19 protein-coding genes and 6 pseudogenes are annotated in these 26981 nt (G+C 69.1%); 14 read left to right on the forward strand and 11 right to left on the reverse strand.

The genetic code is table 11. The features are described from left to right. The first annotated feature begins 1 nt into the window (after nucleotide 1). Nucleotides 2–1468, forward strand: a complete 1467-nt coding sequence (locus ACIPJI_RS22345; RefSeq protein ID WP_402248287.1) for a SulP family inorganic anion transporter — start codon at nucleotides 2–4, stop codon at nucleotides 1466–1468. A 66-nt stretch (nucleotides 1469–1534) separates the two neighbouring features. Next, nucleotides 1535–1759: pseudogene (locus ACIPJI_RS22350) on the forward strand (IS110 family transposase); the annotation flags it as partial. Nucleotides 1760–1820: 61 nt separating this feature from the next. Here the strand turns inward: ACIPJI_RS22350 and ACIPJI_RS22355 are convergent. The 5 genes from ACIPJI_RS22355 to ACIPJI_RS22375 all read right to left on the reverse strand — a co-directional run bounded on the left by ACIPJI_RS22355 (nucleotide 1821) and on the right by ACIPJI_RS22375 (nucleotide 9931). Then, nucleotides 1821–3461, reverse strand: coding sequence for a glycosyltransferase family 2 protein (locus ACIPJI_RS22355; protein ID WP_402248290.1), 1641 nt, complete (start codon nucleotides 3459–3461; stop codon nucleotides 1821–1823). Nucleotides 3462–3581: 120 nt separating this feature from the next. Further along, entirely contained in the window at nucleotides 3582–4748 is a 1167-nt protein-coding gene (locus tag ACIPJI_RS22360; protein ID WP_307710182.1) for a glycosyltransferase, read from the reverse strand. After that, entirely contained in the window at nucleotides 4745–7531 is a 2787-nt protein-coding gene (locus ACIPJI_RS22365; RefSeq protein ID WP_402248292.1) for a CDP-glycerol glycerophosphotransferase family protein, read from the reverse strand. The genes ACIPJI_RS22360 and ACIPJI_RS22365 overlap by 4 nt, the downstream gene beginning before the upstream one ends. Before the next feature lie 521 nt (nucleotides 7532–8052). Further along, the gene (locus tag ACIPJI_RS22370) at nucleotides 8053–9324 is read right to left on the reverse strand and encodes a hypothetical protein (protein WP_402248294.1); all 1272 of its coding nucleotides are present in this window, start codon (nucleotides 9322–9324) and stop codon (nucleotides 8053–8055) included. 139 nt (nucleotides 9325–9463) lie between these two features. Next, nucleotides 9464–9931 (reverse strand): GtrA family protein, encoded by a 468-nt coding sequence (locus ACIPJI_RS22375; RefSeq protein WP_402248296.1) that lies wholly within the window; start codon nucleotides 9929–9931, stop codon nucleotides 9464–9466. A gap of 99 nt (nucleotides 9932–10030) precedes the next feature. Here ACIPJI_RS22375 and ACIPJI_RS22380 point away from each other — a divergent pair, with 99 nt between their 5' ends. After that, a complete protein-coding gene (locus ACIPJI_RS22380; RefSeq protein ID WP_356625158.1) occupies nucleotides 10031–11020 on the forward strand; it encodes a glycosyltransferase family 2 protein in 990 nt (329 codons plus the stop codon). Nucleotides 11021–11088: 68 nt separating this feature from the next. On the opposite strand, the gene ACIPJI_RS22385 is transcribed toward ACIPJI_RS22380, so the two are convergent. From ACIPJI_RS22385 to ACIPJI_RS22395, 3 genes are all read right to left on the reverse strand, one after another. After that, nucleotides 11089–11688, reverse strand: a complete 600-nt coding sequence (locus tag ACIPJI_RS22385) for a DUF3592 domain-containing protein (protein WP_402248298.1) — start codon at nucleotides 11686–11688, stop codon at nucleotides 11089–11091. A gap of 13 nt (nucleotides 11689–11701) precedes the next feature. Beyond that, complete coding sequence (locus ACIPJI_RS22390; protein ID WP_402248300.1) at nucleotides 11702–12394, reverse strand: lysostaphin resistance A-like protein; 693 nt, start codon at nucleotides 12392–12394, stop codon at nucleotides 11702–11704. A 173-nt stretch (nucleotides 12395–12567) separates the two neighbouring features. Next, on the reverse strand, nucleotides 12568–12744 hold the full coding sequence (locus ACIPJI_RS22395; protein ID WP_402248302.1) for a hypothetical protein: 177 nt from the start codon (nucleotides 12742–12744) through the stop codon (nucleotides 12568–12570). 206 nt (nucleotides 12745–12950) lie between these two features. Here ACIPJI_RS22395 and ACIPJI_RS22400 point away from each other — a divergent pair, with 206 nt between their 5' ends. Next, a complete protein-coding gene (locus ACIPJI_RS22400; protein WP_402248304.1) occupies nucleotides 12951–13931 on the forward strand; it encodes a YihY/virulence factor BrkB family protein in 981 nt (326 codons plus the stop codon). A 304-nt stretch (nucleotides 13932–14235) separates the two neighbouring features. Here the strand turns inward: ACIPJI_RS22400 and ACIPJI_RS22405 are convergent, their stop codons facing one another. After that, nucleotides 14236–14955, reverse strand: coding sequence for an N-acyl homoserine lactonase family protein (locus tag ACIPJI_RS22405; RefSeq protein WP_356625165.1), 720 nt, complete (start codon nucleotides 14953–14955; stop codon nucleotides 14236–14238). Between the two features lie 232 nt (nucleotides 14956–15187). Here ACIPJI_RS22405 and ACIPJI_RS22410 point away from each other — a divergent pair, with 232 nt between their 5' ends. Beyond that, on the forward strand, nucleotides 15188–15403 hold the full coding sequence (locus tag ACIPJI_RS22410; RefSeq protein ID WP_402248776.1) for a hypothetical protein: 216 nt from the start codon (nucleotides 15188–15190) through the stop codon (nucleotides 15401–15403). On the opposite strand, the pseudogene ACIPJI_RS22415 reads toward ACIPJI_RS22410, so the two are convergent. After that, a pseudogene (locus ACIPJI_RS22415) lies at nucleotides 15401–15493 on the reverse strand (aldo/keto reductase); the annotation flags it as partial. The gene ACIPJI_RS22410 and the pseudogene ACIPJI_RS22415 overlap by 3 nt on opposite strands. A gap of 486 nt (nucleotides 15494–15979) precedes the next feature. On the opposite strand from ACIPJI_RS22415, the gene ACIPJI_RS22420 reads away from it, so the two are divergent. The 6 genes and pseudogenes from ACIPJI_RS22420 (at nucleotide 15980) to ACIPJI_RS22445 (ending at nucleotide 23053) form a co-directional block, all read left to right on the forward strand. After that, nucleotides 15980–16420 (forward strand): hypothetical protein, encoded by a 441-nt coding sequence (locus tag ACIPJI_RS22420; RefSeq protein WP_402248306.1) that lies wholly within the window; start codon nucleotides 15980–15982, stop codon nucleotides 16418–16420. 298 nt (nucleotides 16421–16718) lie between these two features. Continuing rightward, a pseudogene (locus ACIPJI_RS22425) lies at nucleotides 16719–16889 on the forward strand (FAD-dependent monooxygenase); the annotation flags it as partial. A gap of 488 nt (nucleotides 16890–17377) precedes the next feature. Then, entirely contained in the window at nucleotides 17378–20053 is a 2676-nt protein-coding gene (locus ACIPJI_RS22430) for a LuxR C-terminal-related transcriptional regulator (protein WP_402248308.1), read from the forward strand. 499 nt (nucleotides 20054–20552) lie between these two features. Then, the gene (locus ACIPJI_RS22435) at nucleotides 20553–22178 is read left to right on the forward strand and encodes an MFS transporter (protein ID WP_402248741.1); all 1626 of its coding nucleotides are present in this window, start codon (nucleotides 20553–20555) and stop codon (nucleotides 22176–22178) included. A gap of 18 nt (nucleotides 22179–22196) precedes the next feature. Continuing rightward, nucleotides 22197–22724 (forward strand): hypothetical protein, encoded by a 528-nt coding sequence (locus tag ACIPJI_RS22440; RefSeq protein WP_402248310.1) that lies wholly within the window; start codon nucleotides 22197–22199, stop codon nucleotides 22722–22724. Nucleotides 22725–22855: 131 nt separating this feature from the next. Then, nucleotides 22856–23053, forward strand: coding sequence for a hypothetical protein (locus ACIPJI_RS22445; protein WP_356625171.1), 198 nt, complete (start codon nucleotides 22856–22858; stop codon nucleotides 23051–23053). Nucleotides 23054–23181: 128 nt separating this feature from the next. Here ACIPJI_RS22445 and ACIPJI_RS22450 read toward each other — a convergent pair. Then, nucleotides 23182–24389: pseudogene (locus ACIPJI_RS22450) on the reverse strand (DUF2252 domain-containing protein). Nucleotides 24390–24809: 420 nt separating this feature from the next. Between ACIPJI_RS22450 and ACIPJI_RS22455 the strand changes: the two are divergent. The 3 genes and pseudogenes from ACIPJI_RS22455 to ACIPJI_RS22465 all read left to right on the forward strand — a co-directional run. Beyond that, nucleotides 24810–25026 (forward strand): annotated as a pseudogene (locus tag ACIPJI_RS22455) (DUF308 domain-containing protein); the annotation flags it as partial. A gap of 26 nt (nucleotides 25027–25052) precedes the next feature. Further along, nucleotides 25053–26399 (forward strand): hypothetical protein, encoded by a 1347-nt coding sequence (locus ACIPJI_RS22460; RefSeq protein ID WP_402248312.1) that lies wholly within the window; start codon nucleotides 25053–25055, stop codon nucleotides 26397–26399. 233 nt (nucleotides 26400–26632) lie between these two features. Then, nucleotides 26633–26971 (forward strand): annotated as a pseudogene (locus ACIPJI_RS22465) (hypothetical protein); the annotation flags it as partial. Nucleotides 26972–26981 lie beyond the last annotated feature (10 nt).

Genomic DNA, 26981 nt, shown 5'->3' on the forward strand with positions numbered 1-26981 from the left:
CATGACTGCGACGATCAAGTTCCCTTACCTCAGGCAGGACTTCGCCGCCTCCCTCGTCGTCTTCCTGGTCGCGCTGCCGCTGTGCGTCGGCGTGGCCGTCGCCTCCGGCGTCCCGGCAGAGCTCGGCCTGGTCACCGGCATCGTGGGCGGCATCGTCACGGGACTGATGCCCGGCAGCAGCCTGCAGGTGTCCGGGCCGGCCGCGGGTCTGACCGTCCTGGTCTTCGAGGCCGTCCGCGAGTTCGGGCTACCCGCGCTCGGCGTCATCGTGCTGGCCGCCGGGCTGCTCCAGCTCGCCATGGGCGCATGGAAGCTGGGCCGCTGGTTCAGGGCCATCTCGGTCTCGGTGGTCGAGGGCATGCTCGCCGGCATCGGACTCGTGATCATCGCGGGCCAGCTGTACGCGGCGGCAGGCCTGCGGGCCCCGGCGTCCGGCATCGACAAGATCGTAGGGTTGCCGGAGGCGCTCGTCCGGGCCCTGGGCACCGCCGAGGCCCTGGCCTCGCTCGGGGTCGGCGCGGGCACCATCGCCGTGATGGTGCTGTGGAAGCGGATGCCGAAGCGGGTCCGGGCGGTGCCGGGCGCGCTCGCGGCGGTCGCGCTGGCCACGCTCGCCTCGCTGGCGTTCGGCCTGCCGGTCGCCACGGTCGAGGTGCAGGGACTCCTCGGCGCGATCCAGCCGCCCGGGGCCGACGCCTTCGGCGAGTTGGCCGACCCGGCCATCTTCGGCACCATCCTCGCGTTCGCGCTGATCGCCTCCGCCGAGAGCCTGTTCAGCGCGGCGGCCGTGGACCGGCTGCACGACGGGCCGCGCACCGCGTACGACAAGGAGCTCATGTCGCAGGGCGCGGGCAATGCCGTGTGCGGGCTGCTCGGCGCGCTGCCGATGACCGCCGTGATCGTGCGCAGCTCGGCCAACGTCCAGGCGGGCGCGAAGACCAAGGCGTCCCGCGTGCTGCACGGCGTGTGGCTACTGCTGTTCGCGGCACTGCTGCCGTCCGCCCTCGCGCTGATCCCGCTTCCCGCCCTCGCCGGCATCCTCGTCCACGCGGGCTGGAAGCTCATCCCCTTCCGGCAGATCGTGCCGCTGTGGCGGGAGCACCGCGGTGAGGCGCTGATCCTGGTGGTCACGGCCGTGGCGATCGTCGCGGTCAACATGTTCGAGGGCGTACTGATCGGTCTGGCGCTGTCGGTGGCCAAGACCGCCTGGGAGGCCTCGCACATCAAACTCGAGGTCATCGACAAGGGCGCCGGCCCCGTCCAGGCGCACCTCTCGGGCAACGCCACCTTCCTGCGGCTGCCGAAGATCCTCGACACGCTGGAGGCGCTACCGCAGGACCGACCGGTCGAGCTTCACCTGACTGGACTGCACCACCTGGACCACGCCTGCCGCACGGCGCTGGAGAACTGGGCCGACCGGCACAGCGAAACCGGCACCGAGCCGGTGAAGGTCACCTCGGCGAGCTGACCCCTAGGACGGGCGGGGCGGCACGCAACCCATGCTGCGTGCCGCCCCGCCTGACGACGAGGGAAGCAGGAACTGCTGGCGAACCACTCTCGTTCCAAGGTCCGGACGTCCATGCCGGGGATCGGCGTCAGGTCCGGAGCCAGGATCCTCATCGACGTCGGCGACGGCAGCGAGCTCCCGTCCGCCGCCCACCTCGCCGCTTACGCCGGTCTCGCCCCGGCGACGAGGAGTTCAGGCTCGTCGATCCGCGGTGAGCAACCGTCCCGGAGAGGAAACAAGCAGCTCGAACGGCAGGACCTCCTTCAGAACGGGTCGGGGCACGGAGGCGGCCCGGCGGCCGGACGCGAGCCCCCTATTCCACGCCCTTGCTCATCAGCCGGCGAAGCCTGCGCGTCACCACGATCGCCGCAGCCCCGGGGCCAGGTGCGATCCGGAGGGCGAGCGAGCCGCCGGCCGTCGCGTAGGGCTGGACCAGCGTCACTCCGCGGCGTCGGCCCGGGATGACCGTTCGCCGCAGTCCGGACCCGGTGGCGCGGACGCAGGTGTAGACCGAGGAGCCGTCGTCGCAGTGCATCCGGGCCCATACATCCCATGCCTCGAGCCGGTTGGCGTGTTGGCCCGCCATACTGTCGAGACCGTTCAGGAGGACCGTGCCGTTCCACGTCAGGCCGTCCGGTCCCTGGTGCCGCTTCAGGACGCTGCTGCGGCTCAGGCCCACACGTCCGTCCTTTCGGCGTCGCAGCTCGATGTCCAAGGTCTTCGGGACCGCTGCGGCAAGCCGTCCGTAGAGCTCGTGCACCGTGATCTGCAGGGCCCTGGGCCACCCCCAAATGTGCAGCTCGGCGTCGATGCTGACCGGCAGTCGGCTGAGCGGCTCGCTCTCGATACTGTCCAGCACGACCTCGGGCAGGTTCGCCGCCCAGACGGCACGCCCGTTCACGCACGCGTACGGCGGGAGCAGCCGGGCCGGGCTGCTGCCCAGTTCGATGAGCCTCGCCAGGTCGCGTGGGCGGTCGGCCCCGGTGACGACCCTGGCGAGCCAACGGGCGGGGGCATCGGCGGCGCGCAGGTCCGACTCGTCGAAGGAGGCGAGGTGTTCGCGGGTGAGCCGCCACCACTCGGCGTGGTGACTGCTGTCGTGGGTGCCGAGCTCGTGGACGTACATCCGCAGGTCGTGGTCGAGGAACTTCACCCGGGCGGCATGGGCCAACTGTTTCTGGCCGGCCCGCTCGAAGACCTCGACCGCACCGCGGTGTGCCCGCAGTCTGCTGAGCCAGTTGTCGACGCCGTTGCGGGCCAGTGAGATCGACGGCTGTACGGCCGAGCGGCGAACATGCCAGAGGTAGACGATGTCGGGGATCAGGGCGATACGGGGTGACGCGGCCAGCAGCCGCGCGGTGAAGACGAAGTCCTCGTAGCGGAAGGCTCCTTCAGGGAACGTGACACCGTGCTCCGACAGGAAGGCGCGAGAGTAGAGCTTGTTGACACACAACGTATCGCGCACCAGAGCGGGAAACTCAGCGGGAGAATTGTGGACGCCTGCCCGTTGGAAGAGCGCGTCCTGCCAGGGGGTGTCGCGCATCTCGGGCAGCTCACGGCGCAGGCACGCACCCGCGACGACGGGTGCGCCATGACGTACCGCGGCCGCGAGCAGGGCGTCGACCGCGCCGGGCGCGAGCTCGTCGTCGCTGTCCAGGAACATCACATAGGGGGCCGTGGCCTCGCGTAGCCCGTTGTTGCGGGGGGTACCGCAACCGCCACTGTTGACCGTCCGGCGCACGACTCGGACAGGGGCATGCCTGCGGGCGAGATCCGCGACCACCACGGCAGTGTCGTCGGTCGAGGCGTCGTCGACCACAAGGACCTCGGCAACGGCCGGGCCTTGGCGCAGCGCGGACAGCACGGCATGTTTGATGTGCCGCGCATCGTTGTAACCGATCACGATGATGCTGACGTTGCCCGTGGGCCGATTGGGGTCTGTTTCTGCTGCCATGTGCGCAAGATCCGTTTCGGTGAGCGACGCTGCTCTCTTCTTGCCGCTGCTCTCTTCTCTCGGCCCGCCTCGGCGGTGGGACGGCCCGACCGGGGACGGTCCCGTTCCGACTGTCTCGTGTCAGCGGTCTATCTCGTCGAACAGGCGCTCCCATCTGTCCAGTACGACGGACAGCTCGAGCGGGGCGACGTGGGACCGGGCAGCGAGGCCGTAGCGGCGGCGCAGCTCCGTGTCGTCGGCGAGCTGCCGCAGGGCGCCGGCCAGAGCAGCGATGTCTCCCGGCCGCACGAGAGTGCCCGTACGTCCGTCGTCGATGAGTTCTCTCACCCCTGCCGACAGGTCGAAGCTCACGCACGGGACGCCGCAGCCGGCCGCTTCCGCCAGTGCCATCGGACGTCCCTCGCATTCGCTCGTGAGGGCAACCACGGCCAGTTCCTGGTACGCCGCCGCCATGTCCGAGACGCTGCCACGGAATCGCACCCGGTCATCGATCCCGAGGCGTGCCGCCTGCTCACGCAGGTACGGTTCCTGAGGGCCGTCGCCGAAGAGGTGCAGTTCCCAGTCCGGGAGATCGGCAAAGGCGAGCGCGAAGGCGTCGATGAGACGGTCCAGCCGTTTGACGGCGTCCAGCCGGCCGACCGCGCCGACGCGCCGGGTGTCCAGCGGGGCCGGGGCCGCGGAGGCGAAAGGCAGCGGGTTGGGCATGGCGGTCGTGTTCGGCAGCCGGTCGCGCTGGAATGCGGCGACGTCCCCCTCACTGAGGAAGACCGACTTCTCCAGCAGCGGGTAGTGACGCCGGATCAGGCGGAGGTGGTGTGTGCCCTGAGCCTGGTCGAACGACTCGTGGTACTGCCCGATGCCCTTGAGATGCGACCACTCCACGGATGCGAGCCAGTCGACCGCCCAGGGGGAGCCGATGATGACGTAGCCGTCGTCCACGGAGGCGAACCGCTGCGCCAGTTTCTTCTTGGCCCGCCCCCGCTCGGCCCGGGCAGCGCGTGCCGCGCGCATTCGGACGGGGCTGAGCCGCTCGCTGAGGCGCTGGGCCTGCCGGAGCGGGGCCGACGGCCTGCTGTAGAGAGTGATGTGCCGGTAGGCCGGTTCGCGAAAATACTCGTACGGCTCTGCGCTCGGTCTGATACCGATCAGCTCGACGTGGTGCCCGCGTTGCCCGAAACCCTGGGCGAGGGTGTGCAGTACCCGTTGTGATCCGCCCATCGAGTCGACATCGATGCCCACCAGGAAGAGGTTCCGGCGTTGCCCGGTGGTCTGCGTTCCAGTGCTCATCCGGTGCCACCTCCGAAGAACATTTCGACGACGGTCTCACTGGCCCGTCCGTTCTCCCGGGCGTTGAACCTGGCGTTGAAGCCGGCATATGCGTCGGCCCACTTCATCCGTACCTGGTCCAGGTCCCGCATCGCCTCCACGAGCTCCCCGGTGGTGGTCAGCATGGGGCCGGGGGCGATGTCCGGGAGGTTGTAGTAGGTGCCACGAGCACGGGTGCTGTACTCGTCGTAGTCGTCGGTGAAGAGCAGGATGGGACGCCGGAGGTTCGCGTAGTCGAACATCACCGATGAGTAGTCCGTGAGCAGCGCGTCCGAGGCGAGCAGCAGGTCGTTGATGTCGGGGAACGCGCGGCCGTCGCGCACGGCGTGTCCCAGTTCGCGTGGCACGGTGAAGCGGTCGTAGTAATGGGGACGCACCACGATGATCCATTCGTGGGCGGTCTTCTCCGCCAGTTCGGCCAGGTCCACCCGGATCGAACCGCCTGAGCTGTTCCCGTCCCGGAAAGTCGGTGCGTAGAGCAGCACTTTGCGTCCGTCCGGGATCTGCAGCCGGGCTCGGGCGGCCCGGGCCCGTTCGAGCTGTTCGGGCTCGTCGCAGCGGACCAGCACGTCGTTTCGCGGGAGCCCGCACGTCAGCAGCCGACCTGCGAACTCGTTCGCCCGGACGAAGGTGCGTTCGAACTCTTCGCTGGGTGAGATGAGGACGTCCCAGCGCGAGATCATGTCGCGATGCTTCTGCTGCCGCTCAGGACTACCGAAGCGCAGCGCGGCGAGGTCGAACCCCATGTGCTTGACGGCCTGTCCGTGCCAGGTCTGGAGATAGCGGGTGCCCGGGCGTTTCGGGTAGACCGAGGGGAAGCCGTGCGAGTCCACCCAGTAGCGGGCGCGGGCGAGGGCCAGGACGTACTCCCAGCTGCCGCGCCTGACCAGGTTCAAGCCCTTCGGGAAAGCGGCAGGATCACCCGAATAGGACCAGACGGCGCGTAGCGGCAGTCCACGTCGGACCAGTTCCTCGTAGATGTAGCGCGGGCTGTCGGTGTAGCCACGGCCCTCCAGTGCCTCGAACACCACCAGTGCGTTGTCCACCGGGAGCTTCAGCAACTCGCGATAGGCGAGGGCCTTGGCGTGCGCCCCGGTGAACTTGCGCTGCACCTGCCGGACCTTCCGGCGCAGGGGCCGTACCTTCGGCACCAGCGTCTCCGCGTGGGCGAGTGCGCCGGATCGTGTCCAGGTGAATTCCAGCCGCCCGGCTCCCTTGCCTTCACACGCCACGCGAACGTCCTGGCCGGCGAGCGTGCCGTGCAGCGTCAGGTGAGCGCGTAGCGGAAGCAGGTCAGTGGGCGCGAGCACGACATCGGTGCGCTTCATCCCCAGCCGTTCGAGGACCACCACGGGGTGACGGCGGCCCTTGAAACCTTTGGCGCTCAGCGGGACGCGCCGGAGATCGAGCTCGATGCAGGCGCTGTACACATCCGGGCCTCCTCCGCCCAGCAGATACTGGAACGGGACTTTCAACGGCGCGCCCCCCGCGCCGAGCCACAGCTGCGCGGTCACCTGGTCGGGGTCGGAGATCAGCCGCGCCGGATCGTATGTGCGCAGTTGGAGGCGCAGCATGCGACCCGCCGGAGTGAGAGCGTGCACCTCGTGCCGCAGGGGGGCGGACGAGAAGGGCTGCTCGTCCAGGTGCCACTCGCTGATGTCCAGCTCGCGGCTGCCGTCGGAGTCGTGCTCCGGGGTGTGACGTCCCCAGTACGTCCGCCCGGATTCTCTGCTCACGCGTCGTGGGGCGATCCGCGGACTGCCCAGAGTTCGGGCAGCCTCCTTCGCCTCGTCGAGGCGGCCGGAGCGGAGCAGGTAGTGACAGATGCGCTGTTCCCGGCCCACCGAGCCCATCGCCTCGGTGGTGAGCTCGTCGAGGTAGGGCGTCACCAGCTCGGCGAACCGTTCGGTCCACTCCCTGTCCCGGAAGGGGAGATCACCGAGGTAGAGGCGCAGGTCGTGGCGGAGGAACTTCTCATCCTTGAACGGACGCAGGTCGGCGTTGCCGCTCTGGACGAGGAACTCGTCGATGCGCCGGGCCACGGCGATCCGGTCGGCCACGTTCCTCAGCTTGTGGCGGCTGGAGGAGATGGACAGGTTGGCCGGGTCGGCCGAGAGCCGCCATGTGTAGACGGGCCACGGAACGACGGCGAAGCTACGGGCCATGGTGTAGGCCATTGCGGTGAACAGCTGGTCCTCGTAGTGAATGCCCTCCGGAAAGCGCAGGTCGTTGCCGGCGATGAAGTCGGCTCGGTAGAGCTTGTTCGTCGCGAGATGGTCGTGGAAGTATTCCGGCGCCTCGCGGACCCCTTCGACGATCCGGACCTCGTCGAAGAGGGCCGGATACCACAGCCCGGTGGCACGGGTCTCCTCGAAGATTCGGGTGACTTCGCCGGTGACGAAATCCACCCCGGTCCGCTCCGCGACAAGCAGCATCGATTTGCAGGCGTGCTTGGGCAGTTCGTCGTCGCTGTCGAGGAACATGACGTAAGGCGCCCGCCCGGCCGCCATGCCCGCGTTGCGTGGCGCACTGCATCCACCACTGTTGCTGTCCAACCGGAGGTAGCGGACTCTCGGGTCCGCATCCTGGAGAGACCGGGCCACGGCCGGCGTGCTGTCGGTCGAACAGTCGTCGGCAATGATCACTTCGAGATTCCGCAGCGACTGATGGAGTACCGACAGCACAGCGCGGCTCAGGCGATCGGCGTCGTTGTAGACGATGACGACGACGGTGACATCCGGCACAGGCGCTCCTCATTCCACTCGATTCGCCCCGCCCCTGACGACCATTGCACCAGGCTCTGCATCCGGCAGCCACCGGCGACGGCTCGTCGGCCGCTCGGGTGACGAGGCGGTCGGACAGCGGGTAGGCGACGGGATGGATTCTGCCGCCGACCAGAGCAGCGATTCCGTCGTCGGCGCAGCAGGTCCATGAGCGGCCGGAAATTCACACCTGGACACCGCGCTGCCGGCCTGTTCTGCGGAGGGTAGCTTGAAAGAAGGGCGCTCGACGCACCAACCAGGTGGACGCTTTACTCCATGGCAGTCCGGATGGGAAGTGATGCGAGATGGCCTTCCTTCTCCTTGCTGGCCATTCTGGTAATTGCGCTATGGATTTCCGGCGGAATCATAGAGAACTTGCGCCACGACGGCAAAGATCGACGTAATTCCGACTAGTGCGGTACTGGCGTCCAATGAGCTGCTCGCTGTCGCGGATCGACACATCCAGCAGCCGGGAGGCGTTCCCGAATGACTCGCCGGCAAGCTCATCGCCCGCGACGAGAAGCTCTGCGGTCGAGCCACCAGAGAAGCAGACCGATCGTGCCGGCAATCGCCGACCAGTACATGTAGCGGTAATTCGCCACCGGCAGAATGGGTAAGTAACCGAGCACATAGGCCGCTGCGCTGATCCCTAGAGCTCGTACCGGCATGGCGAACGTCCCACTGCCCGGACGGACAGCCAGGACGACGGCGACGGTGAGCCATGACCATCCCGCGAAGAGAATCGGCAGGTCCCTGGCTGCACCATCGACATACGTCTGGAGCGCTCGCCCCAGTCGGGGGTGGGAGAGCTCGAGTTGCAGGTCGTTGGCGGCGATCCCGGGGTGGTACTGGTAGCGCGGCTCGAAGAGGAATTTAGAGAAGAGTTCCAGTCGATACTGGAGATAGCCCGGTACGTGGCCGGTCATCTCGTTGACCCACAAGGAGGTGATCTGGTCCGTGTGAGCGACGGCTGTGAACGGTCCGTGCTCCCCTCGTCCGTAACAGGTCCAGTAGCTGTCCGACAAGGAGTTGATGCGGTCGCACTCTTCAGCCGCGGCCACCAGCTGTTGCCGCAGGTTCGGTGAGACGGCGGCCGACCGCAGTTCATGCACGCTCAAGACGTGAAGCAAGTCGTCCAGCATGATCTGCGAGACCTGGCTCGTCTTCACCGGCCGCGCGAAGGCTGAAATGGCGACAGAGGACGTGACCAGCCCGAGGACGAGAGCCGCCGTGGAGATGACCCAGACCCGGCGCGAGGGCTTGCGCCACAGCGCGAGCACAAGCATCACGAAGACCGGAATCGCGGCGAAGACAGCGTTCTTGCGGACCAGAACGGCGTAGACCAGGAGGAGCACGCCGAGGACAAAGAGGACCCGACGCAGGGTCCGGCGGTCGGCTCGCAGGCGCAGGCCGGTGAGCGCGATCGCGCTGGTGAGGAGAAGAGCGAACGCCATGTGGACGTCCTTCCACACCACTCCGACGAAGGTGACGACGTGGGGAAGCAGCCCGACTCCGAGGACTGCCAGGGCGCCCGGACGGCTTCCCGTGGCCTCTTGGACGCAACAGGCGATCGCCCACAATGCCAACCAAAAGGCGACGGCCTGCAGGACAGCCATGGATGCGGGCGTGCCGGTCACAGAGATGACGGCACGCCAGACCAGGCTCATCACGGGCGGATGCCAGTCGCTCAAGCGCTCCATGCCCATGGCCTGCTTGAGTTGGTAGATGGAGTCGTTGCTCAGGTACCCGGGGGCGAATGTGAGAGTGGTCGCCAAGCAGCAGACAGCAGCGGCGACCGCCAGGCCCCAGGTATCACGCCACCGGTGACCGATATGCCTAATTCGCCCCATACGGTGTGATGCTAACAGCGCCGATGGAGCCGGACGCACCCTCTCGTGCGAGGCGAAACCCTTGTCACGCCGCAATGAAGACATAGCGTCGGTATGTGAAGAAGCGGAACAGGGTGGCGAGAATCCAGCCGCACGTGCGGGCGACGTTGTCACTGAGAGCCGAGTCGAGCCCAAGGAGTTGCCGGGACAGAAAGACCGTGCCCGCCGTGACGGCCATGCCAATGATGTTCACGAAGGTGAACAAGGCCAGCTCGCGGACCGCGTTCTCCCGGTGCCGCAGCCGATAGGTCCAGTAGCGGTTCCCGAGCCAACTGAAGGCCGTCGCGACGCCCGTGGCGATCACCGATGCCTGCACGGGCCCGGCACGCATCGGACCGCCGCCTGCCCCTGGAAGGCCGAAGACCAGCAAGGTGTAGCCGCCGTTGTCCAGTACGAAGGCCAAGGCTCCGATGGTCCCGAACTTGGCAGCCTCACGCCAGATGCCCCTGATGACGTCGCGCGCGCGAAGGGCCAGAGACGCGAGAACCGACACGAAAGGGATCATAACGGTCACGGTGTGCCTGCGGCCGCCCGGAATCCCCGTGTCGCACCATGAGCGAAGCAGCCCATCTGCCCGACCGAGGAGAGCCAAGTGCGCCCGACGATCGCCTGCGTCGTGCCGTGCCACAACGAGGAAGCTGCCGTCGGCAAAGTGGTACGGGATCTGAGATCAACGCTCCCCGAGGCCGACATCTACGTCTACGACAACAATTCGACCGACCGCACAGTCGCGATCGCCCGCGAGGCGGGTGCGATCATCCGAGGAGAGCCGCACAAGGGCAAGGGCAATGTCGTGCGGCGAGCCTTCGCCGATATCGAAGCCGACGCCCTGCTCATCATCGACGGAGACGACACGTACGACGCCACACGGGCACGCGACATGGTCGACCTGTTGTTCGAGGGGCCCTACGATCAAGTCGTCGGCACCCGCAACGTGGCCGCCGACGGCGCCTACCGTACCGGGCACTCGGCCGGGAACAAGCTGTTCACTTCGGCGGTGCGGATGTTGTTCGGGCGCGATGTGACCGACATGCTGAGCGGTTACCGGGTCTTTTCGCGGCGCTTCATCAAGTCCTTCCCCGCCCTCTCCCGTGAGTTCGAGATCGAGACCGAGATGACGGTTCACGCGCTGAGCCTCCGGCTCCCCACGGCGGAGATCCCGGTCGACTACAGGGGCCGGCCGACAGGAAGCGAGAGCAAACTCCGCACCTACCGGGACGGTTGGCGAATCCTCGGCCTCATCCTCAACCTCGCGCGTCGCGAACGGCCCTCGCTCGTCCACACGACCATCGCGGGCCTGCTCGCCCTCGTCGCGATCATTCTTGGCACCCCGGTCGTCGTCGAGTTCGCCCGCACAGGCACGGTGCCACGCCTCCCCACGGCACTCCTCGCGGCCACGATCATGACCATTGCGGCGCTCGTCCTCCTCCTGGGCTACGTGCTCACTTCAGTCATGCACATGCGCCGCGAACAGTCCCGGCTCATGCACCTCGCCTACCCGGCGCCAGGGACCGTGCCGCGCGGGGCAGCCACCGGCCCGAGCGGAGTGGACACCGGCACCGGAACCGGCACGGGTGGCTGAACGGCTCCGCCGCCTACGTGGTGGGGCCCGCGGGTCGTCGCCGCAGAGGTGCTGCCGCCGCCCGGCGGTCAGAGAGTGAGCAGTCGGACGAGCAACACCGTCAGCGTGCCCGCCGTGAACAGCGATCCAACGATGGTGAACACCAGGTCGACAGTCGTTACGTCCCAGCCCTGGATCGCGAATCGGCGGGGGTCTTCCGGGTCGTATCGGACCATGGCAGAGGTACCCACTCCGAAGCCACCCACGATGGACCCGCGTCCGAACCTGGATGCGTACTCGCACTCGCGGCCGTCCCGGGTCGTCCAGGCTGCGACCGGGTAGTGGAGGGTGGCTCCTTCGTGGTCTCGCCTGACGTCGTGGCGGACGATCCGCCCTTCAGCGGTGACACCGGTGCGACGGAGCGCGCCGGCGCGGCGGAGCCCGTACACACCGAAGCCGAGGAAGACCACGCCGATCGTCAGCGGGATGAGCGAGAAGAGCCATTCACGTTCCATGTGTGGTGCGACGCGTGAGCGGGGGTGCCGGTTGCGCTTCTCCAACCCTTTCGCGAGGCTCGAAACTACCTCCGGGTCGTTGGTCGTGCCGGCCCGGACAATCCGCCCAGCAGCGTCCGTGACTCCACGTTCGACACTTACAGCGAGGGCGTCGATCGGAGCGACGAACAGCAAGGCCGGGCGTCGATCAGCCCCACCAGCGACTGGCCGCCCAGGCGAGTGCGTAACCCGCGCTGTTGAGGGCGCAGTGCAGCGCCATGGGTGCGACGAGGCTGCCGGAGCGGCGGCGGAGCTCGCAGAGAAGCACACCGGCGAGGGCGGTGCCGACGACCGCCGCCGTAACGGACAGGGCGACGCCGACCTGGCCGGCTCCGAACACCTCTTGCGCCGCCGCGTTCGCGCGCGTGAGCCCGCGTGACGGCTGTACGTGCCAGAGCCCGAAGAGCACCGAGGACACGACGGTGGCCCGAACAGGCCCCCACCGCCGCCGAACCATGGCCCACAGCACGCCCCGGAATGCGATCTCCTCAAGCAGCACCGTGCCGAGCGGTACGCGGATCAGTACGCGGTACACCAGTTCTTCCGGTGACAGGCCGGCGGCCCGCTCGTCCTGGAATGCCTCCTGGGTGATCGGCAGTGCCAGGCCCACCGACAAGACCACGAGAACGGCTCCGACCAGGACCATGCCCCAACGCAGACCGCGGCGGGCCGCGGCCCTGCCGAGCCCCAGGTCGTCCCAAGTGAGGCCGGACCGGCGGGCGATCAGCACAAGCAGCACGGCCGTAACTACACAGACCGGCACGTACCAACCGGGCGCGAGCAAGTCGTTGAGCGCGTTCGCGGCGGCGAGCACCACGACGGCCAAGAGCAGCATCCACATGGCCGCACAAGGATTGCCGACGTTCGCGAGAGCGGCCCGCAACACGCTGTTCCACGGCGCGCCGCCCTGCATCCGTCGCGGACGGCGCGGAACCCACCAGTGACTGCCAGGCACGTGGTGCCGAGTGGTGCGCTGGACCGGTCCGCTCCCCCGGGCGGTCGGCGCTCGGCAGGTCAGCGCCGGCGGGAACCCGCCCGGGTGCGCAGGACGTCGACGAGACGGCGGACGACGGCCGCCGTCGAGACGCCGTGCGGCCCGCTCCCGATCCGGGACGGCGGGTCGGGGCGACGGCGCGACACGATCCCGCGCCACCCCAGCCGACGGACGATCGTGGTCGGTCCGGAAGACATGGCAGGGCCCCGTCGGATCGGGTGTGCCGGGGCCGGTTCACCTCGCACACGGTTGTGCTTTCGAGCGGTCGGCATGCCTGCCGGACCCTCCCGCGGCTGTCGCCGGACGTCGCCGCAGCTGCCCGCCGAAGTTCCGGGCAGGATGAACGGCGGGCTCCGACCGGAGCCGGCCGGCGACCGGCGGAGACGAGGACGGAGGGAGACGCATGGGCAGCGCCAAACATGTTCCCCAGACGCGCGACATGGCAGGGGACGAGCTCTCCGGCGACGAGGCGTGGGCGGCGCTGCGCAGGTACGGCCGGCGACAGCTGTTCGTCGACGCGTTCCTCCGCTTCCGTTACGCGGACGGCTTCAGCCACTCCCGCGCCCTGGCGTTCCAGGTGGCACTCGCGGTGGTGCCGTTCGCCATCGCCCTGGTGGGCCTGGCGACGACGCTGCACACCGAGAGCGTCGGCCGCGCGGTGGAGCTGGCCCTCACCCGGATCGCACCGGGCGCCAGCGCCCGGCTGATCGGGGACGCGCTGGCCGAGGGGCGCCGCAGCGCGGGCACGGACACCGCCGGGGCGGTCGCGATGTGGCTGGGGCTCGGGTTCGCCGTGGTCAGCCTGGTGTCGGCCATTGCCCAGATCGAACGCGGCACCAACCGTATCTACGGCGTCGAACGGGACCGGCCGTTCGCCGCCAAGTACGGCAGGAGTCTGCTGCTCACGGTCGCGGCCGGGGTTCCCATGACGGTCGGCTTCCTCGTCCTGGTCGCCGGGGACACGATCGCCGGTGCCGTGATGGACTCCACCGGCGGCGGCGCGACGCTGCCCGGGTGGTGGCACTGGGTCCAGGTCCCGCTCGGCATCACGCTGGCGTGGGTGGCGTCGGCCACCCTCTTCCGCTGGTCACCACGCCGCGTGCAGCCCGGATACACCTGGCTCGCCTTCGGCTCGGCCGTGCACCTGGCGCTGTGGATCGCCGCTACGTGGCTCCTGGCTCTGTACGTGGAATACAGCGGCTCGTTCGGTGCCGTCTACGGGCCGCTCACGGCGTTCGTGGCACTGCTGCTGTGGGCGAACCTGACCGGTGTCGCGCTGTTCCTCGGCCTCGCCTTCGCCGCGCAGCTGGAGGCGGCCCGAGCGGGCGACACCGAGCCGGTGAACGAGGACCGGTTCCACCCGGCGGACGAGGGCCGGCTCTGAGGAGTCCGGGGCGCCGGATCAGGCGACCGCCTGGTGCGGCAGGTAGGTGGCCGCCCTCCGTCAGCGGGACGACGGCCTGCACGAAGTTCGCGCCCCCGGCGAGCGCCAACGCCGTCCCGATCGGCAGTTGGTGCACATGCCTCGTCACGGGCAGCGGTGAGCTGGATCGACAACGACACCGTGCTGTGCGATGAGTCGGTCAACTACAGCGCGGCGGACGTGGGGCCCAACGCGCTTGGCGCTCAGGGCCAGGGAGCGGACCGTGCCCATGCTTGTCCGGACGACGCGGACGGGCATCGCCGGGTCAGCTCCAGAAGCTGCCGTGTGACGGTTCCCAGACCGAGCAGTCGTGGGCAAAGAGCACACGTCGTGGGTCGAAGTCGGCAAGCCGTTCCAGCCAGTGTGCATAGGCAGGAAGAGGCTGTTCGACGCCGTGAAGTGCGGCCTGGCGGGCCAGCTGGTCCGACGCGAACCGGGATGCGAAGTCGTGTGCCTGGCCGGCGAGGATCACGGTGCCGTCGCCTTGCCGAAGGACCAGCGATTGATGCCCTGGGGTGTGCCCGGGTGTCGGGACGATCCAGACGCCCGGCCGGATCTCGGTCTCACCAGCGAGTTCCTCATAGGCTGCGCCGGGGAAGTCGACGAGCTCGTCGATGGTGTAGTTGCCCCGGCGGGCGGTGGCCAGCTCGACTTCCTGGACCAGGATCGGCTTGCCGCCCAGGAGAGGATTCCCGCCGCAGTGGTCGAAGTGAAGGTGGCAGTTCACGACCAGAGAGATGTCGCCGAGGGTGACTCCGGCCGCCGCCAATGCCTCTTGCAGTGCACGGCGTCGGGGTCGGTAGTGCGCTTCGGTCCCGGGGTCGGCGCTGCCGATGCCGGTGTCGAAGAGGATCAGTCCCTGGTCGTGTTGCACCAAATAGGCGAGCACGGGTTCAACTCGCGGTTGGGGGCCGCCTGTTTCTGAAGCCGGCCGGATGAAGTATCCCAGGTCGAGTCGACGCACCGCCGTGTTCTTGTTCCCCATGCGGCCATCCTGACAGGCCGCGATGTGCCGTTCAGCCGGTCTGCCGACAGCAGATTTGCGACTGCGACCTCACCCACCTCGTGCAGGCGGTCCTCATCCTCCACCTCAACGTCTCAAGCGGAGGTTGGACAGGGTTCGCTGTGTGTGGCGAGCGGGTGCTTGAAAGGATGATGGTGGTTTCCCGTTCCGGGTTCGCGGCTGCCATGCGGCGACGGTGGGTATGAGTGCACTCATGACTGATGCAGTGGACGCGGATGAACTCCTGCGACGTATCCGGGCGGCCCGGGACTGGGCACTGAAGGAAGAGCAGGCCCTCGATGAGCGAGCCAAAGAGGTTGAGCTCAGCGAGCAGCTTGAATTCACGTTTCAGAGTCGGACGTACCACGCGGTGCGCGTGGTGCTCGACGAGATCATCGAGCCCGGCAAGCACGCACGTGACAAGCGCTAGGAGACGGCCCTGCTCGACCGGCGAGTAGGCCATGACGTGGACGGCCCGTTCACGGCACCTGGGCAGCAGACGGTGCTCCGGCCCTCGACGGACTCCGCGGCTTTCGCCCGGCATGCTCACCGCCTGGGCCGCCGGCCGTAGCGCCGGATGGACGGGCCTCTGCCTCGCCGTCGTCGGGTTCACCCTCTCCGGCGCCGCGATGGTCACCGCGTGACCTCGGGCTTCTCGCTCGGCCTCGGCGTGATCGCCCACGCCGCCCTCGTCACATGCGCGCCCCGTCTGAGCGGCTGGGTGAAACCGAGCGGCCCTCGCCCGCCCGCCGAACAGCGTTGGCGCACAAAGGACCGGACGGCCGCGCAGGGCCACGCGGACTGTGTGTGCTGTCGTGCGGCGGGACGCCGGCGTAGGCGCCCTGAGCCTCGGCTCGAGCCGAGGAGGAACCCGGCCACCGAGGCGCAAGGAACGGGGTTCATCGGGGCCGCATCGCGCGCCGCACGCCCGGACACGAAGCGTCCGCTCTTCGAGGGACGCGGGGCTGGACTGGACGGACGGGTCTGTGGGCAGCAGGGTGTGGTGATGAACGACGATGCAGATGAGACACCGCAGGAGCGCATGGCGAAGGTCGAGCTCTACATGGAGTCGGTCAAGGCCCGGATGGCTCCGGAGGACTTCGAGACGCTGCACCAAGCGGTGGACGAGATGAGCCGTCTGATCTCCGAGGGACACGAAGGCGTCCTGGAGGCCGGCGACCGCGAGAACTTCGCAGGCGAGGTCCAGCGCGAATTTCTGGCCGTGATGGCGATCGCGACGACCGGGCGGATGGACCACCATGTCATCGACATGCCCGGCCCGGACGGCAGTCCCGGCTACGCGGTCGTCACCCCGGAAGTCGCCGATGATCCTGTGGCACTCGCAGAGATCCGCCAGCAGATCCACCAGTGGACCACCGAACAGCGAGCGATCAACAGCGAGCTGGACGGCATCGCCCGTGCCAGCGGCATCGACCCTGACGAATGATCCCAGTGACCTCCCAGGACGACGCGCTGGGCATGATGTACCGCCGCTGCCCTCTCGGACACGGCTTCGCCCTGCCTCGGCCACGCAGGAGCAGGTGACCGTAGCAGGCGATGGTCATCGACGGTTCGCCTTGGCCAGGCGATCCTTACGCCGGTCAGCGCCGGCTCGGGCCGAGCCGTCGCCGCCCGCGAGCTAATCCAGGGTGAGAGAACGGGACGGAGTGAAGGTGTTGACCGAGACCGAGACCGAGGTCGTCGTCGCGGCTGCCGGCCCGACCGGACTGATGCTGGCGTAGGAACTGGCTCTGGCCGGGGTCAGGACCCTGGTGCTGGAGAAGCTGCATCAGCGCGTGGAGCAAGTGAAAGGCGGCGGGATACAGCCCCGTACCGCCGAGCTGCTGGAGTCGCGCGGGCTGCTGGACCCGTTGCTGCGGCGGGCCGTGCCGGGCGAGTCGGCGGGCCACGCTTTCCGGCCCGAACTCCCCGGCGGTCCGCATCCGGCCTGAGCGCGCCGACCTCAATGAGGCTGACGCTCGGCCTGTTCCCCGGTGCCCTCACGCTGTTGTGGTCCTTCCGCTCCGCCGGCCAAGCCCGGCCCGACGGCTGAGAGGGCTGCTCCGACGGTGTCGAGCGGGCGTGGATCAGGGGCGAGGTCGTGTCCGCGGCGGGAGGTTGCAGGGGTGCGCGGACGAGGAGGGCCATTCCGAGGCTTTCAGGATCGAATTGCCGATGATCAGGACGCCCAGCCCCTTGGCGGCGGCATTCCGTGCCGCTTCACTCACAGCTTCCGAACCGCGTCGGCGCGGAGCGTCTCAAGGGCTGTGATTCGGGGGGCCGTGGCGACGTACTTGCTGGTGAGGGGGCCAGGGGCCGTTGTCCCGTGCGCAGGGACACGAGCACTGGGATGCTGGGACGGGAGGCGCTATGAAAGTGATGCTGCCGGCAGGTGGTGAGCGCTGTGGCTGAGTTCTCCGACCGTGCCAGGGGCCCGACCATTCCGGCCGTGCCGTGCGCCGACCCTGTCGGAGACCCGTTCCTGCGGGCCCGGTTCGCCCTTCCCGCGAGGCCGGTCACGTTTCTGGGGCGGCAGCGGCTCATCGACCATCTCGATCAGGCTCTCCGGACACCGTTGACAGTGGTCAACGGCGCGGCAGGGGCCGGCAAGACCGTGCTGGCAGCGAACTGGGCCGCCGGACTGCGGCAGCCGGTGGCCTGGCTCACGGCTGAGGCCGGGGCGCTGCGGCCCGGGGTGTTCTGGGCGTACGTTCTTCAGGCCATGCGCGCTTGCGACGCGCCGCTGTCCGATGCGGTGGTAGCTCCCGCGGACGCCGACCGTGTGGACCGTAGGCTGCTGGCAACCCTCGCTGCCGAGCTCAACGATCGCGATCGGCCCCTGGTCCTCGTACTCGACGAGTACGACCGTGTGACCGCTCCGGATGTCGCTGAGCAGCTCGAGTTCGTCCTGCACCATGCCGGTCGGGGGCTGCACCTCGTCCTCATCACCCGCACGGAGCCGTTGCTTCCGTTGCATCGATACCGGGCGGCCGGTGAGCTGACGGAGATCCGCGCCGCTGAGCTTGCCTTCACACCGGAGGAGACCGTCGCACTGCTGGAGCTGCACGGTCTGAGCCTTCCACTCCGCGCCGCGCGCGCCCTGGTGGACCGGACCCGGGGCTGGGCGGCCGGCTTGCGCCTGTCCGCCCTGGCCGCTCTGGACAGCGCTGATCCGGAGCTCTACCTGAAGGAATTCGAGGCGGACCGCAGCACAGTCGCGGACTTCCTCCTGGCCGAGGTCCTGAAGGGGCAGACGGAGGAAACACAGGATCTCTTGCTGCGTGTCAGCGTCCTGGAGCGTTTCTGTCCCGATCTGGCCAACGCGCTGACACTCCGGACCGATGCCGAGCCCATTCTTGCCGCGCTGCACCGCGACAATGCGTTCGTCGAGCCCTTGGGGCACTCGTGGTATCAGCTCCATCCCCTGTTCGGGGAGATACTCCGGGCACATCTGCGCCAGCGCCTGCCCGGCCTGGAACCGGAACTCCACCTGAGGGCCGCGCGGTGGCTGCGTCGTTCCGGATTCTTGCCGGAGACACTCGCCCACGGTGCCGCTGCGGGCGACTGGGATTTCGCCGCCGGTGCGCTCGTGGACGACCTGGCGATCGGGCAGCTCTTCACCAGCCTGCGCTCGGGTGACCTGACCCAGTTGTTCTCTCACATGGGGCCCGAGGCCGGGAGTCCGGCTTCCGACCTCGTGCGCGCGGCCCGCAACCTGTCCGGGCACGACTTGGAACGCGGCATGACCCGCCTGCGCCACGCCGAGAAGCGCCTGGCCGACGACACGCCCGACTTGGCGGCCGCCCAGCTGAGCTGTGCGCTGCTCGAGGCACTGGCCGGTCGGCTGACCGGATGTCCCTCACTGGCCGAGAAGGCCGCTGAAGCGGCCGACGGACTGGTCCATGAGGTCCCGGCACACCTCCTGGACAAGCATCCTGAACTCACCGCTCTGCTGCTGACCCATCTGGGCTCGGCCCGCCTGTGGGCCGGGCACTTCGAGAACGCGAGGGCTGCCCTGACCACGGCGGTCGGCGCTCCCGGCGGAGCCTCTACCGTCCTTCCCCGTCAGGACTCGATGGAGCACTTGGCCCTGCTCGACTATCTGAACGGCTGGCTCGGCCGGGCGGAGCGCAAGGCCTTGGCGGCGGTGTCCCAGGCGGAGCGGGACGGCGTTCCCCAGCCGTCCGGCTCAGGCATCGGCCAGTTGGTCCTCGCAGCCGTGGCCGTCGACCGCCATGAGCTGGGTCGGGCACGGGCCCTCCTCGATGAGGCGCCGCTCCCACCAGGAACACGTGACCCGGTGTCGGCTGCGGGACGAGCCCTCGTCACGGCTCGCCTCCTGTTGGTCAGGGGCAAGGCGGGAGCCGCTGCCGAGGCGACGGACCCGGCCGTCACCACCGCTGTGGCCTCACCCTGGGCGGCAAGCCGCGCAGCGCTCATCGTCTCCGCCGCCCACCTGGCCGAAGGACGGCCCGACCAAGCGGCCGAGGAGCTCCAAGGCGTGTCCGGCGACCAGCCGGTGTGTGTCGCGGAGGCCGCGGCGATCCAGCTTGGCGCAGGCTGCACCGGGGCGGCCATCGATTTGCTCGACGGCATCCGGTCCGGGGGCCGGTCCGGGCCGGCCGTGACCGTGTGGGCAGCGCTGGTGAGGGCTCAGGCAGCTGAGAGGGCGGGGGACGCCGCCACTGCCCGCAGGCTCGTCGGGCAGGCGCTTCTCGACGCCCGGCGGGAGCGGCTGCGACGTCCGTTCCTCGACGCCGGAGCATGGATACGGCCGCTCCTGGCCACGCCTCCGCTGGACGAACTGGCTGCCGACTGGCTCATACCCGGCTCGCCTCGACGGGGTGAGCAGCCGCAGCAGGCTTCGCCGCCCCCGCCGCTCGTCGCGGTGGAGCTGAGCGGACGCGAGCGCGATGTCCTGGAGCGGCTGGCCCGGATGATGTCGACGGAGGAGATCGCCGCCGACATGTACGTGTCGGCGAACACGGTGAAGACCCATCTCAAGAGCGTGTACCGAAAGCTGGCGGTGAACAGGCGCGGCGACGCAGTGCGCCGCGCACGCGACCAACGGCTGTTGTGATGGCTCTACCGGTTCTGCGTGCCCGTCGACCGCGTCCTGGTACGCGATGCGATGCGATGGCAGTCGAGCTTGCCGATCGGCTCGTCACCCGTTCGCAGGAACCGCATGTCGGTCCGTGCCAGGATCCGAGGAGTGGGCACGTTCCGCCGCAAGCTGACCAGGTGACGGAGCGCGGCTGGAGCACCGGACGCCGGTCCTTCGTCCAGCACACGACGACACCACTCTCGACGCGTCCCTGCTGCTCATGCCCACCGGCGGCTTCATCGCGCCGAATGATCCGCGCTGGCTGTCGGCGTTCCGGCTGCTATCTCCCTCGACCAGCAGGCCCATGACCGCGCCGTTGTGCGACCGGCACGGGCTCTCCAGGACTCCGCCCTTCCCCCGTCACGGGTGAGGCGTGGGGCGGGTTTTTCGGATGCGATGGGAGGAGCGGCAGCACATGAGTCGGCCGCTACCCGGTGACTACGTCGGCGTTCCGGCCGACTCGGCGAGGTGGACAGTGAAGCACTGGCGGGCTCTGATCGTGCTCGGCACGGCCCAGTTTCTGATGGTCCTGGACACGTCCGTCATGAACGTGTCCATCAGTAAGCTGGTCGAGGACTTCGACACGGATGTCACCGCGATCCAGGCCGTCATCACTCTGTACGCGCTTGTCATGGCGGCGTTCATGATCATTGGTGGGAGGTTCGGTGACATCGTAGGGCGTCGCCGCATGTTCCTTCTGGGGCTGGTCGTGTACGGCGTGGGATCGGCGCTGACCGCCGCGGCACCCACGCTGTGGGTCCTCCTGCTGGGTTGGTCCGTCATCGAGGGGATCGGCGCCGCCATGGTGCTGCCGGCCATGGCCGCCCTCGTCGCGGAGTCGTATCGCGGGCGGGACCGGGCCGTCGCCTACGCCGTCATCGGCGGGCTCGCCGGCGCCGGGATCGCGGTCGGCCCGCTGCTGGGCGGCTGGGTGACGACGTACCTGACCTGGCGGCTGGTCTTCGCAGGTGAGGTCGTCGTCGTCGTGGCCGTCCTGCTGTGCCACCGAGTGATCGCGGCCTCCGCCCCGACCGGCCCTCGCCCCCGGCTGGATGTGGTCGGTGCGGTGCTCTCCGCGGCCGGACTCGCGCTGGGCGTGCTCGGGGTGCTGCAGAGCAGCACCTGGGGATGGGTGCAGCCCCGCAACCCTCCCTTCACCGTCCTCGGCTTCGCCCCGACACTGTTCGTCGTCGGTGCCGGGGCGGCCGTCCTGGCCCTCTTCCGGTACTGGGAGCGGCGGCGGGAGCAGCAGGGCGCGGACCCCCTCGTGCACTTGTCCCTGCTGCGCAGGCCCGTGCTTCGGTCCGGCCTGATGACGCTGCTGAGCCAGAACCTCATCCTGCTGGGGCTGTTCTTCGCCATCCCGCTGTACTTGCAGGTGGTTCAGGGTTTCGACGCCTTCCAGACGGGGCTGCGCCTGCTTCCGGTGTCCGTCACCATGTTCGTGACCTCCTTGTCCGCCGCCTCGCTGGGGCGGGTGCTGGGGCCGCGCCGGGTGGTCCGGCTGGCTCTGGTGACCCTGGCGGCGGCGATCGCGTGGCTGCTGGCCACCATCGACCCGGTCATCGACGACGCGCAATTCGCCGGAGCCATGGCCCTGCTGGGCGTGGGCGTGGGCCTGCTCGCCTCGCAGTTGGGCAACGTCGTCCAGTCCGGCGTCGGCGAGGAGGAACGCAGCGAGGCCGGAGGACTCCAGTTCACGGCACAGAATCTGGGCTCAGCGCTGGGCACCGCGCTCATCGGGTCGATCCTCATCGGTGCGCTGGCGCACGCCTTCACGACGCAGGTGGCGGACAACGCGCGGCTGTCCGCAGAGACCCGTGAGCAGGTAGGTGTCGCTCTCCAGGCGGGGGTCACCTTCGTCCCCACCGATCAGGTGCGCTCCGCGGCCGAGCGTGCCGGGTTGCCGCCGTCCGAGGTCGATGCCGTCGCGGACGCCTACGCCTCCGCGCAGTTGGACGGCCTGAAGGCGGCGATCCTCGCCACCGGCGGGATCGCTCTCGCCAGTTTCCTGGTCACACCGCACCTTCCGAGAACCCGGGAAAGCCACCCGCAGCCGAGTGACGGCGCTTCGGCCGGCGCGACCGGATCGACGCGCTGAGTCCGAGGGGAGTCACCAGTGCCCAGAAGCAGGTCCGGCCCGAACACTGCGCGTGGGACGGGCGATGCCGAGCACCGTGCCCACGCGGACTACACAGGCGGCGTCTACGGATCGATGCTTGCCGCCTCCGTGGTGATCGGCGCCGGCTCGCTGGGCTCGTTCCCACGCACCGAGCTGGTGCTGCTGCTGTTGGTCACCGCTCTGGTGTTCTGGATCGCGCACGTGCATGCCCAGTTGTTCGGGGCGCGCCTGGCGCAGCAGGCTCCGGACCGCCGGGTCGTGCTGCGCGTGTGCCGCGAGGAGTGGCCGATCGTCAACGCGGCCGTCCCGCCGGCCGCCGCGGTGGCCGTCAGTCCGCTCCTGGGGCTTGATGTGCGGGGTGCTCTCTGGCTGGCTCTGTCCGTCGCTGTGGCCGGCCAGGTGGGCTGGTCCATGGCCGCGGCACGCCGCGCCGGTGCTCCTCCGCGACTCATGGCCGTCACCGCGTCGGTCAATCTGTTGCTCGGTCTGCTGATCGTCTCTCTCAAGATCTTTCTGACTCATTGAGGACGTGTCGGCCGTCGCCGCCGGGCGAAGGGTCACCTGCCGCGGGTGATGTGCGCTGTGGCGTCAGGAGGGACGATCGCAGGGAAGGGCGTCGTCCGCCTGTCCCAAGTATGTCCATGGGAGGACAGCTCGTGCGCTACGAGATCCGCGTCGAGGGACACGTGTCGGAAACCTTGGCCAAGGCTTTTCCGGAGCTGGGCCACGTGGTGATGTCCGGCCAGACGGTCCTGTTCGGTCCTGTCGTGGACGAAGCGCACCTCTACGGTCTGCTGGCACGCTGCCAGTCGCTCGGATTGCGCGTCATGGAGATGCGGCAGTTGCCGGAGTGACAGGGCGGCGGGGACACCGGCTCCGCACGCGAACCTTTCACCACGTCCTGCGCCCGTCGGGCGACCCCATACGGTGGCCAGGAGCGTCAGCGCTGCTCCGCCGTGATCCGTCCGGAGCGACAGGCGGCTTACAGTGCCTCGTGGTCCCGCTCGTTCTGGTGGGCGTAGATCTGCGCGAACCTCGTGAGCGCGCGGTCGAAACGGTCGCTGCCACCCAGGTAGGCGGCCAGGGCGATGGGATCGCCCGAGCGAGCATGGGCCCGTGCGAGGGACGCCCCGCACAGCCGGCCGAAGAGGGACAGCAGACCCGGCCCCATGGTTTCCGGCCGTGCGATGCCCTTCCAGTCCCACAGCTGGCGCACGGTCCCGACCCTGCCCGTCGAGGCCGACGACGTGGGTCCAGCCGAGGAAGATGTCGCCGGCCGTCTGCATCAGGGCGCTGCCCGGCCACCACCTACCGCGCCATGTCCACCAGGTGGTAATGACGCAACAGGTGCCGGCGTTCGGACGGGAGGGTCCGGGCGTACTCGTCCAGGAGGGCCTGGAATTCCTGCTCCCGCCCGCTCTCGGACGGGTCCGGCGACAGTTGTCCGAGTGGGGGGATCAGCGGTGGGTCGCGTGCGATGCGCCGGCCCTCTGCCGTGACGCGGGTGAGCTTCGCGAAGGCCTCGAGATGCGTACGTGTGCGGGCACGCGCCGTGGCTTTGGCGGTACGGCGCCCGGCCTCCCTGTCCATCGACGAGGCCAGCAGCTCCCGCATCCGGTCGTCGTCGTCCTGCGCGTACCAGATGTCCAGAGTGCGCATGCCGGCGAACTGGTGCATCCGCTCCCGATACGCCCTCACACAGGCCGGCACGGTCCTCTTCTGCTCCTTGAGCGAGAAGCCGTTGGCCCGGCCCGCCGTCACGAAACCTGCCGCCAGCCGCTTGACGTCCCATTCGAACGGTCCGGGCAGGGTCTCGTCGAAGTCGTTGATGTCGAAGACCAGACGTCGCTCCGGCGAGGCGAACAGCCGGAAGTTCAGCGGGTGGGCGTCCCCGCAGAGCTGCACCAGCAGCCCGGTGTTGGGCAGTGGTGCCACGTCCGCCGCCATGATCGCGGCTGCGCCGCGGTAGAAGCGGAACGGCGACTCCAGCAATGCGGCCGTAGCGGATTGGCACGACTGCGCCACCCGGTCGGCCGACTGCCGCTCCATCGCATCGATCGGGTCGGGTCGCTGCTGTGCCGTCTCGTACCAGTCATGGCACGAACGAGACGCCCGCCTGCCCGCGTTCCTGCCGTACGCCGCCCGCTCGGCCGGTGACAGGGACGCGGTGAACGCGCTGGGTACGGTCATGATCCGGCCTCCCGGTCCGGCGTCCCGGCATCAGTGCCGGAACGCGGCTCGTGCGACGGCTCTCGGCGCTGCCGACGTGGGTCCGCCTGGACAGCGGTCGCCGGCACCCGTGCGGTAAGGCCGACGAGCAGCAGCCGTCCCGCCCTCTGGGGGCCGTGATCGGTCGTGGGTCCGGACTGTGCTCGTATCGCTCTCATCTCGTGCCTCTTCGTTCCGTCCCGCTCGGCAGACCGGTGGCCGGCTCACCGCCAGGGCGGCGTCGCCGGATCACCCGTGGTGGGTGACCCCTGCCCCGGTGACAGTCGTGATCCTGAAACGGTCGGGTGGCACACCGCCCCCTCCCACCACCCCGCGGACGTCCTGAAGCAACCGCTCGATCAGGTGTGGAGGAGCCATGACCATGCCGCATCGTCGGGCATCGCGCACCGTGGCCCGTCCTGGTCGCCGCAGTGCTCGGCACTGTCGCAGGCGTCGTGGTTCTCGCCGTGCCGACCGAGTCGGCCAACGCCCTGACCCGGCTGCTCGGCATGTGGCTCGTCCTGCTCGGCCTCGCCGAAGCGCTGGTCGCCCTCGCGTGCGGGCTGCGCTCGCGAGGACGCACGTCCCGGGGCCGCTACGTTCCCCTCCTGCGGCCTGACACCGCAACCGCCCCAAGGAGTACCCGTGAACCCGACCGCGCCCCCCGGCCCTTCCGACTCCGGCGGAGCCACGAACGGCAAGCACGCCCTTACCCACGAGGAACGTGCGGAGTACGAGCGGCTGCGCCGCCACGCGGCGGTGCGCCACCGGCGCGTACGCCTGGCGAGCTCCTCCGCACTCCTGGTGCTGACCCTGCTGCTTGCGCCCCTGGCCGTCGTCGCGGCCTGGGTCCAGGAGACGGTCTCCGACACAGACAGGTACGTGGAGACCATGGCGCCACTGGCGTCCGAGCCGCCCGTACAGGACGCCGTGATCAACCGGCTCACGAACCGCGTGGTGGAGCGGGTGGACGTCGGGGCGGTGACGGACTCGCTCACCAAGGCACTCCAGGACGCGGGAGCACCACCCCGCGTCGTGGAGGGGGCCGATGCCCTCACCGCTCCCCTGCAGGACGCGGTCAGGAACGTCGTGGACCGCACCGTCAGCGGTGTGATCACCAGCGATGCCTTCCAGCAGGCCTGGGAAGGCGCCAACCGGCGGTCGCACGCAGCGGTGGTGAACATGCTCACCGATGACGGAGGGGGCGCCCTGCGCGCCGAGGGGGGAACCGTCCAACTGGATGTGGGCGAGGTCGTCGACCAGGCACGGGAGCGACTCGTCGACGCGGGCTTCGACAAGGCCGCCGCCATCCCGGACACCGACCGGACGATCACGCTGTTCCAGACGGAGGAGCTGGGCAAGGCGCAGGACGCCATGCGCCTGCTGGACGTTCTGGGCGTCTGGCTGCCCGTCCTGACCGTCGCACTCGCCGCCCTCGCCGTGTGGACCGCTCCGGCACACCGGGCGATGCTGATGATCACCGCTACGGGTGTCGGCGTGATGATGGTCGTGCTGCTCGTCGCTCTCGCCGTCGTCAGACGTGTCTATCTGGACTCTGTCCCGCCCACGGCGCTGCCCACCGACGCGGCCGCGGCGATCTACGACACGTTCGTCCGCTTCCTGCGCGACAGCACGCGCACTCTGCTGGTCCTCTCGGTGATCACCGCACTCGTCGCCTGTCTGTACGGTCCCGGGCGCCCCGCCCGCGCCGTCCGCACCACGGCGGAACGGGGCACGACGGCCGCCGGCCGGGGCCTGCGCCGCGCGGGAGTGCGCACCGGGTCCACCGGACGCTGGCTGGCGGACCACCGGGCGTGGACCACGGGTGGGATCATCGCGGCCGCAGCTCTGGCGCTGGTGCTCTGGAACCACCCCACGGTCGGAGCGGTGGCGCTCGTACTCGGCGTCGCCCTGGCCGTCCTGATCGTCCTGGCGATCCTCGGGGCCGCCTCCGGACCGACCGACCGGGCGGCGGACCGGGCGGTTTCGTGAGGCATGGTCGGAACCCGTGGTCCTGAGGCTGCTGCCGCACCCGCACCCGGGTAAGGAGAGCGACCCCTGATCCGAGACGGCGGGGAACGGGTCGAGCGGCGGCAATTTCAGCGCAGCGCACACTCACCCGCGCCGGGTGAGACGCCCGCTGACTGCCGTGGGCACGCTGAAGGGGACAGAGAAGCGCTGCCGGGTGAGCGCCCGGGACGGAGGCCTGACATGACCGCGCAGACCTATCTGAAATCTTCCGGGGCATCATGGCCATCGCCGAGGACGACATCTTCGTCACGACGCCCAACTACGTGTTCGAGTTCGACCTGACCAGTTGGGGATGGATCCACCTCGTCCTTGGGGCGCTCGCCGTGATCGTCAGCATCGGACTGCTCCGGACGGCGACGTGGGCGCGCGTCACCGGCGTGGGCATCGCCGGACTCGTCATCATCGGCAACTTCCTCTCCCTGCCGTACTACCCGGTGTGGTCGATCGTGATGATCGCGCTCTCCGCCTTCATCATCTGGGCCCTGTGCGTGGTCGAGCGCGGCAACATCTTCGAACTGTCCGAGCGGCGTTGACCGCTCGTCG

The organism is Streptomyces sp. NPDC086835 (assembly GCF_044745705.1).
Taxonomy (GTDB): domain Bacteria; phylum Actinomycetota; class Actinomycetes; order Streptomycetales; family Streptomycetaceae; genus Streptomyces.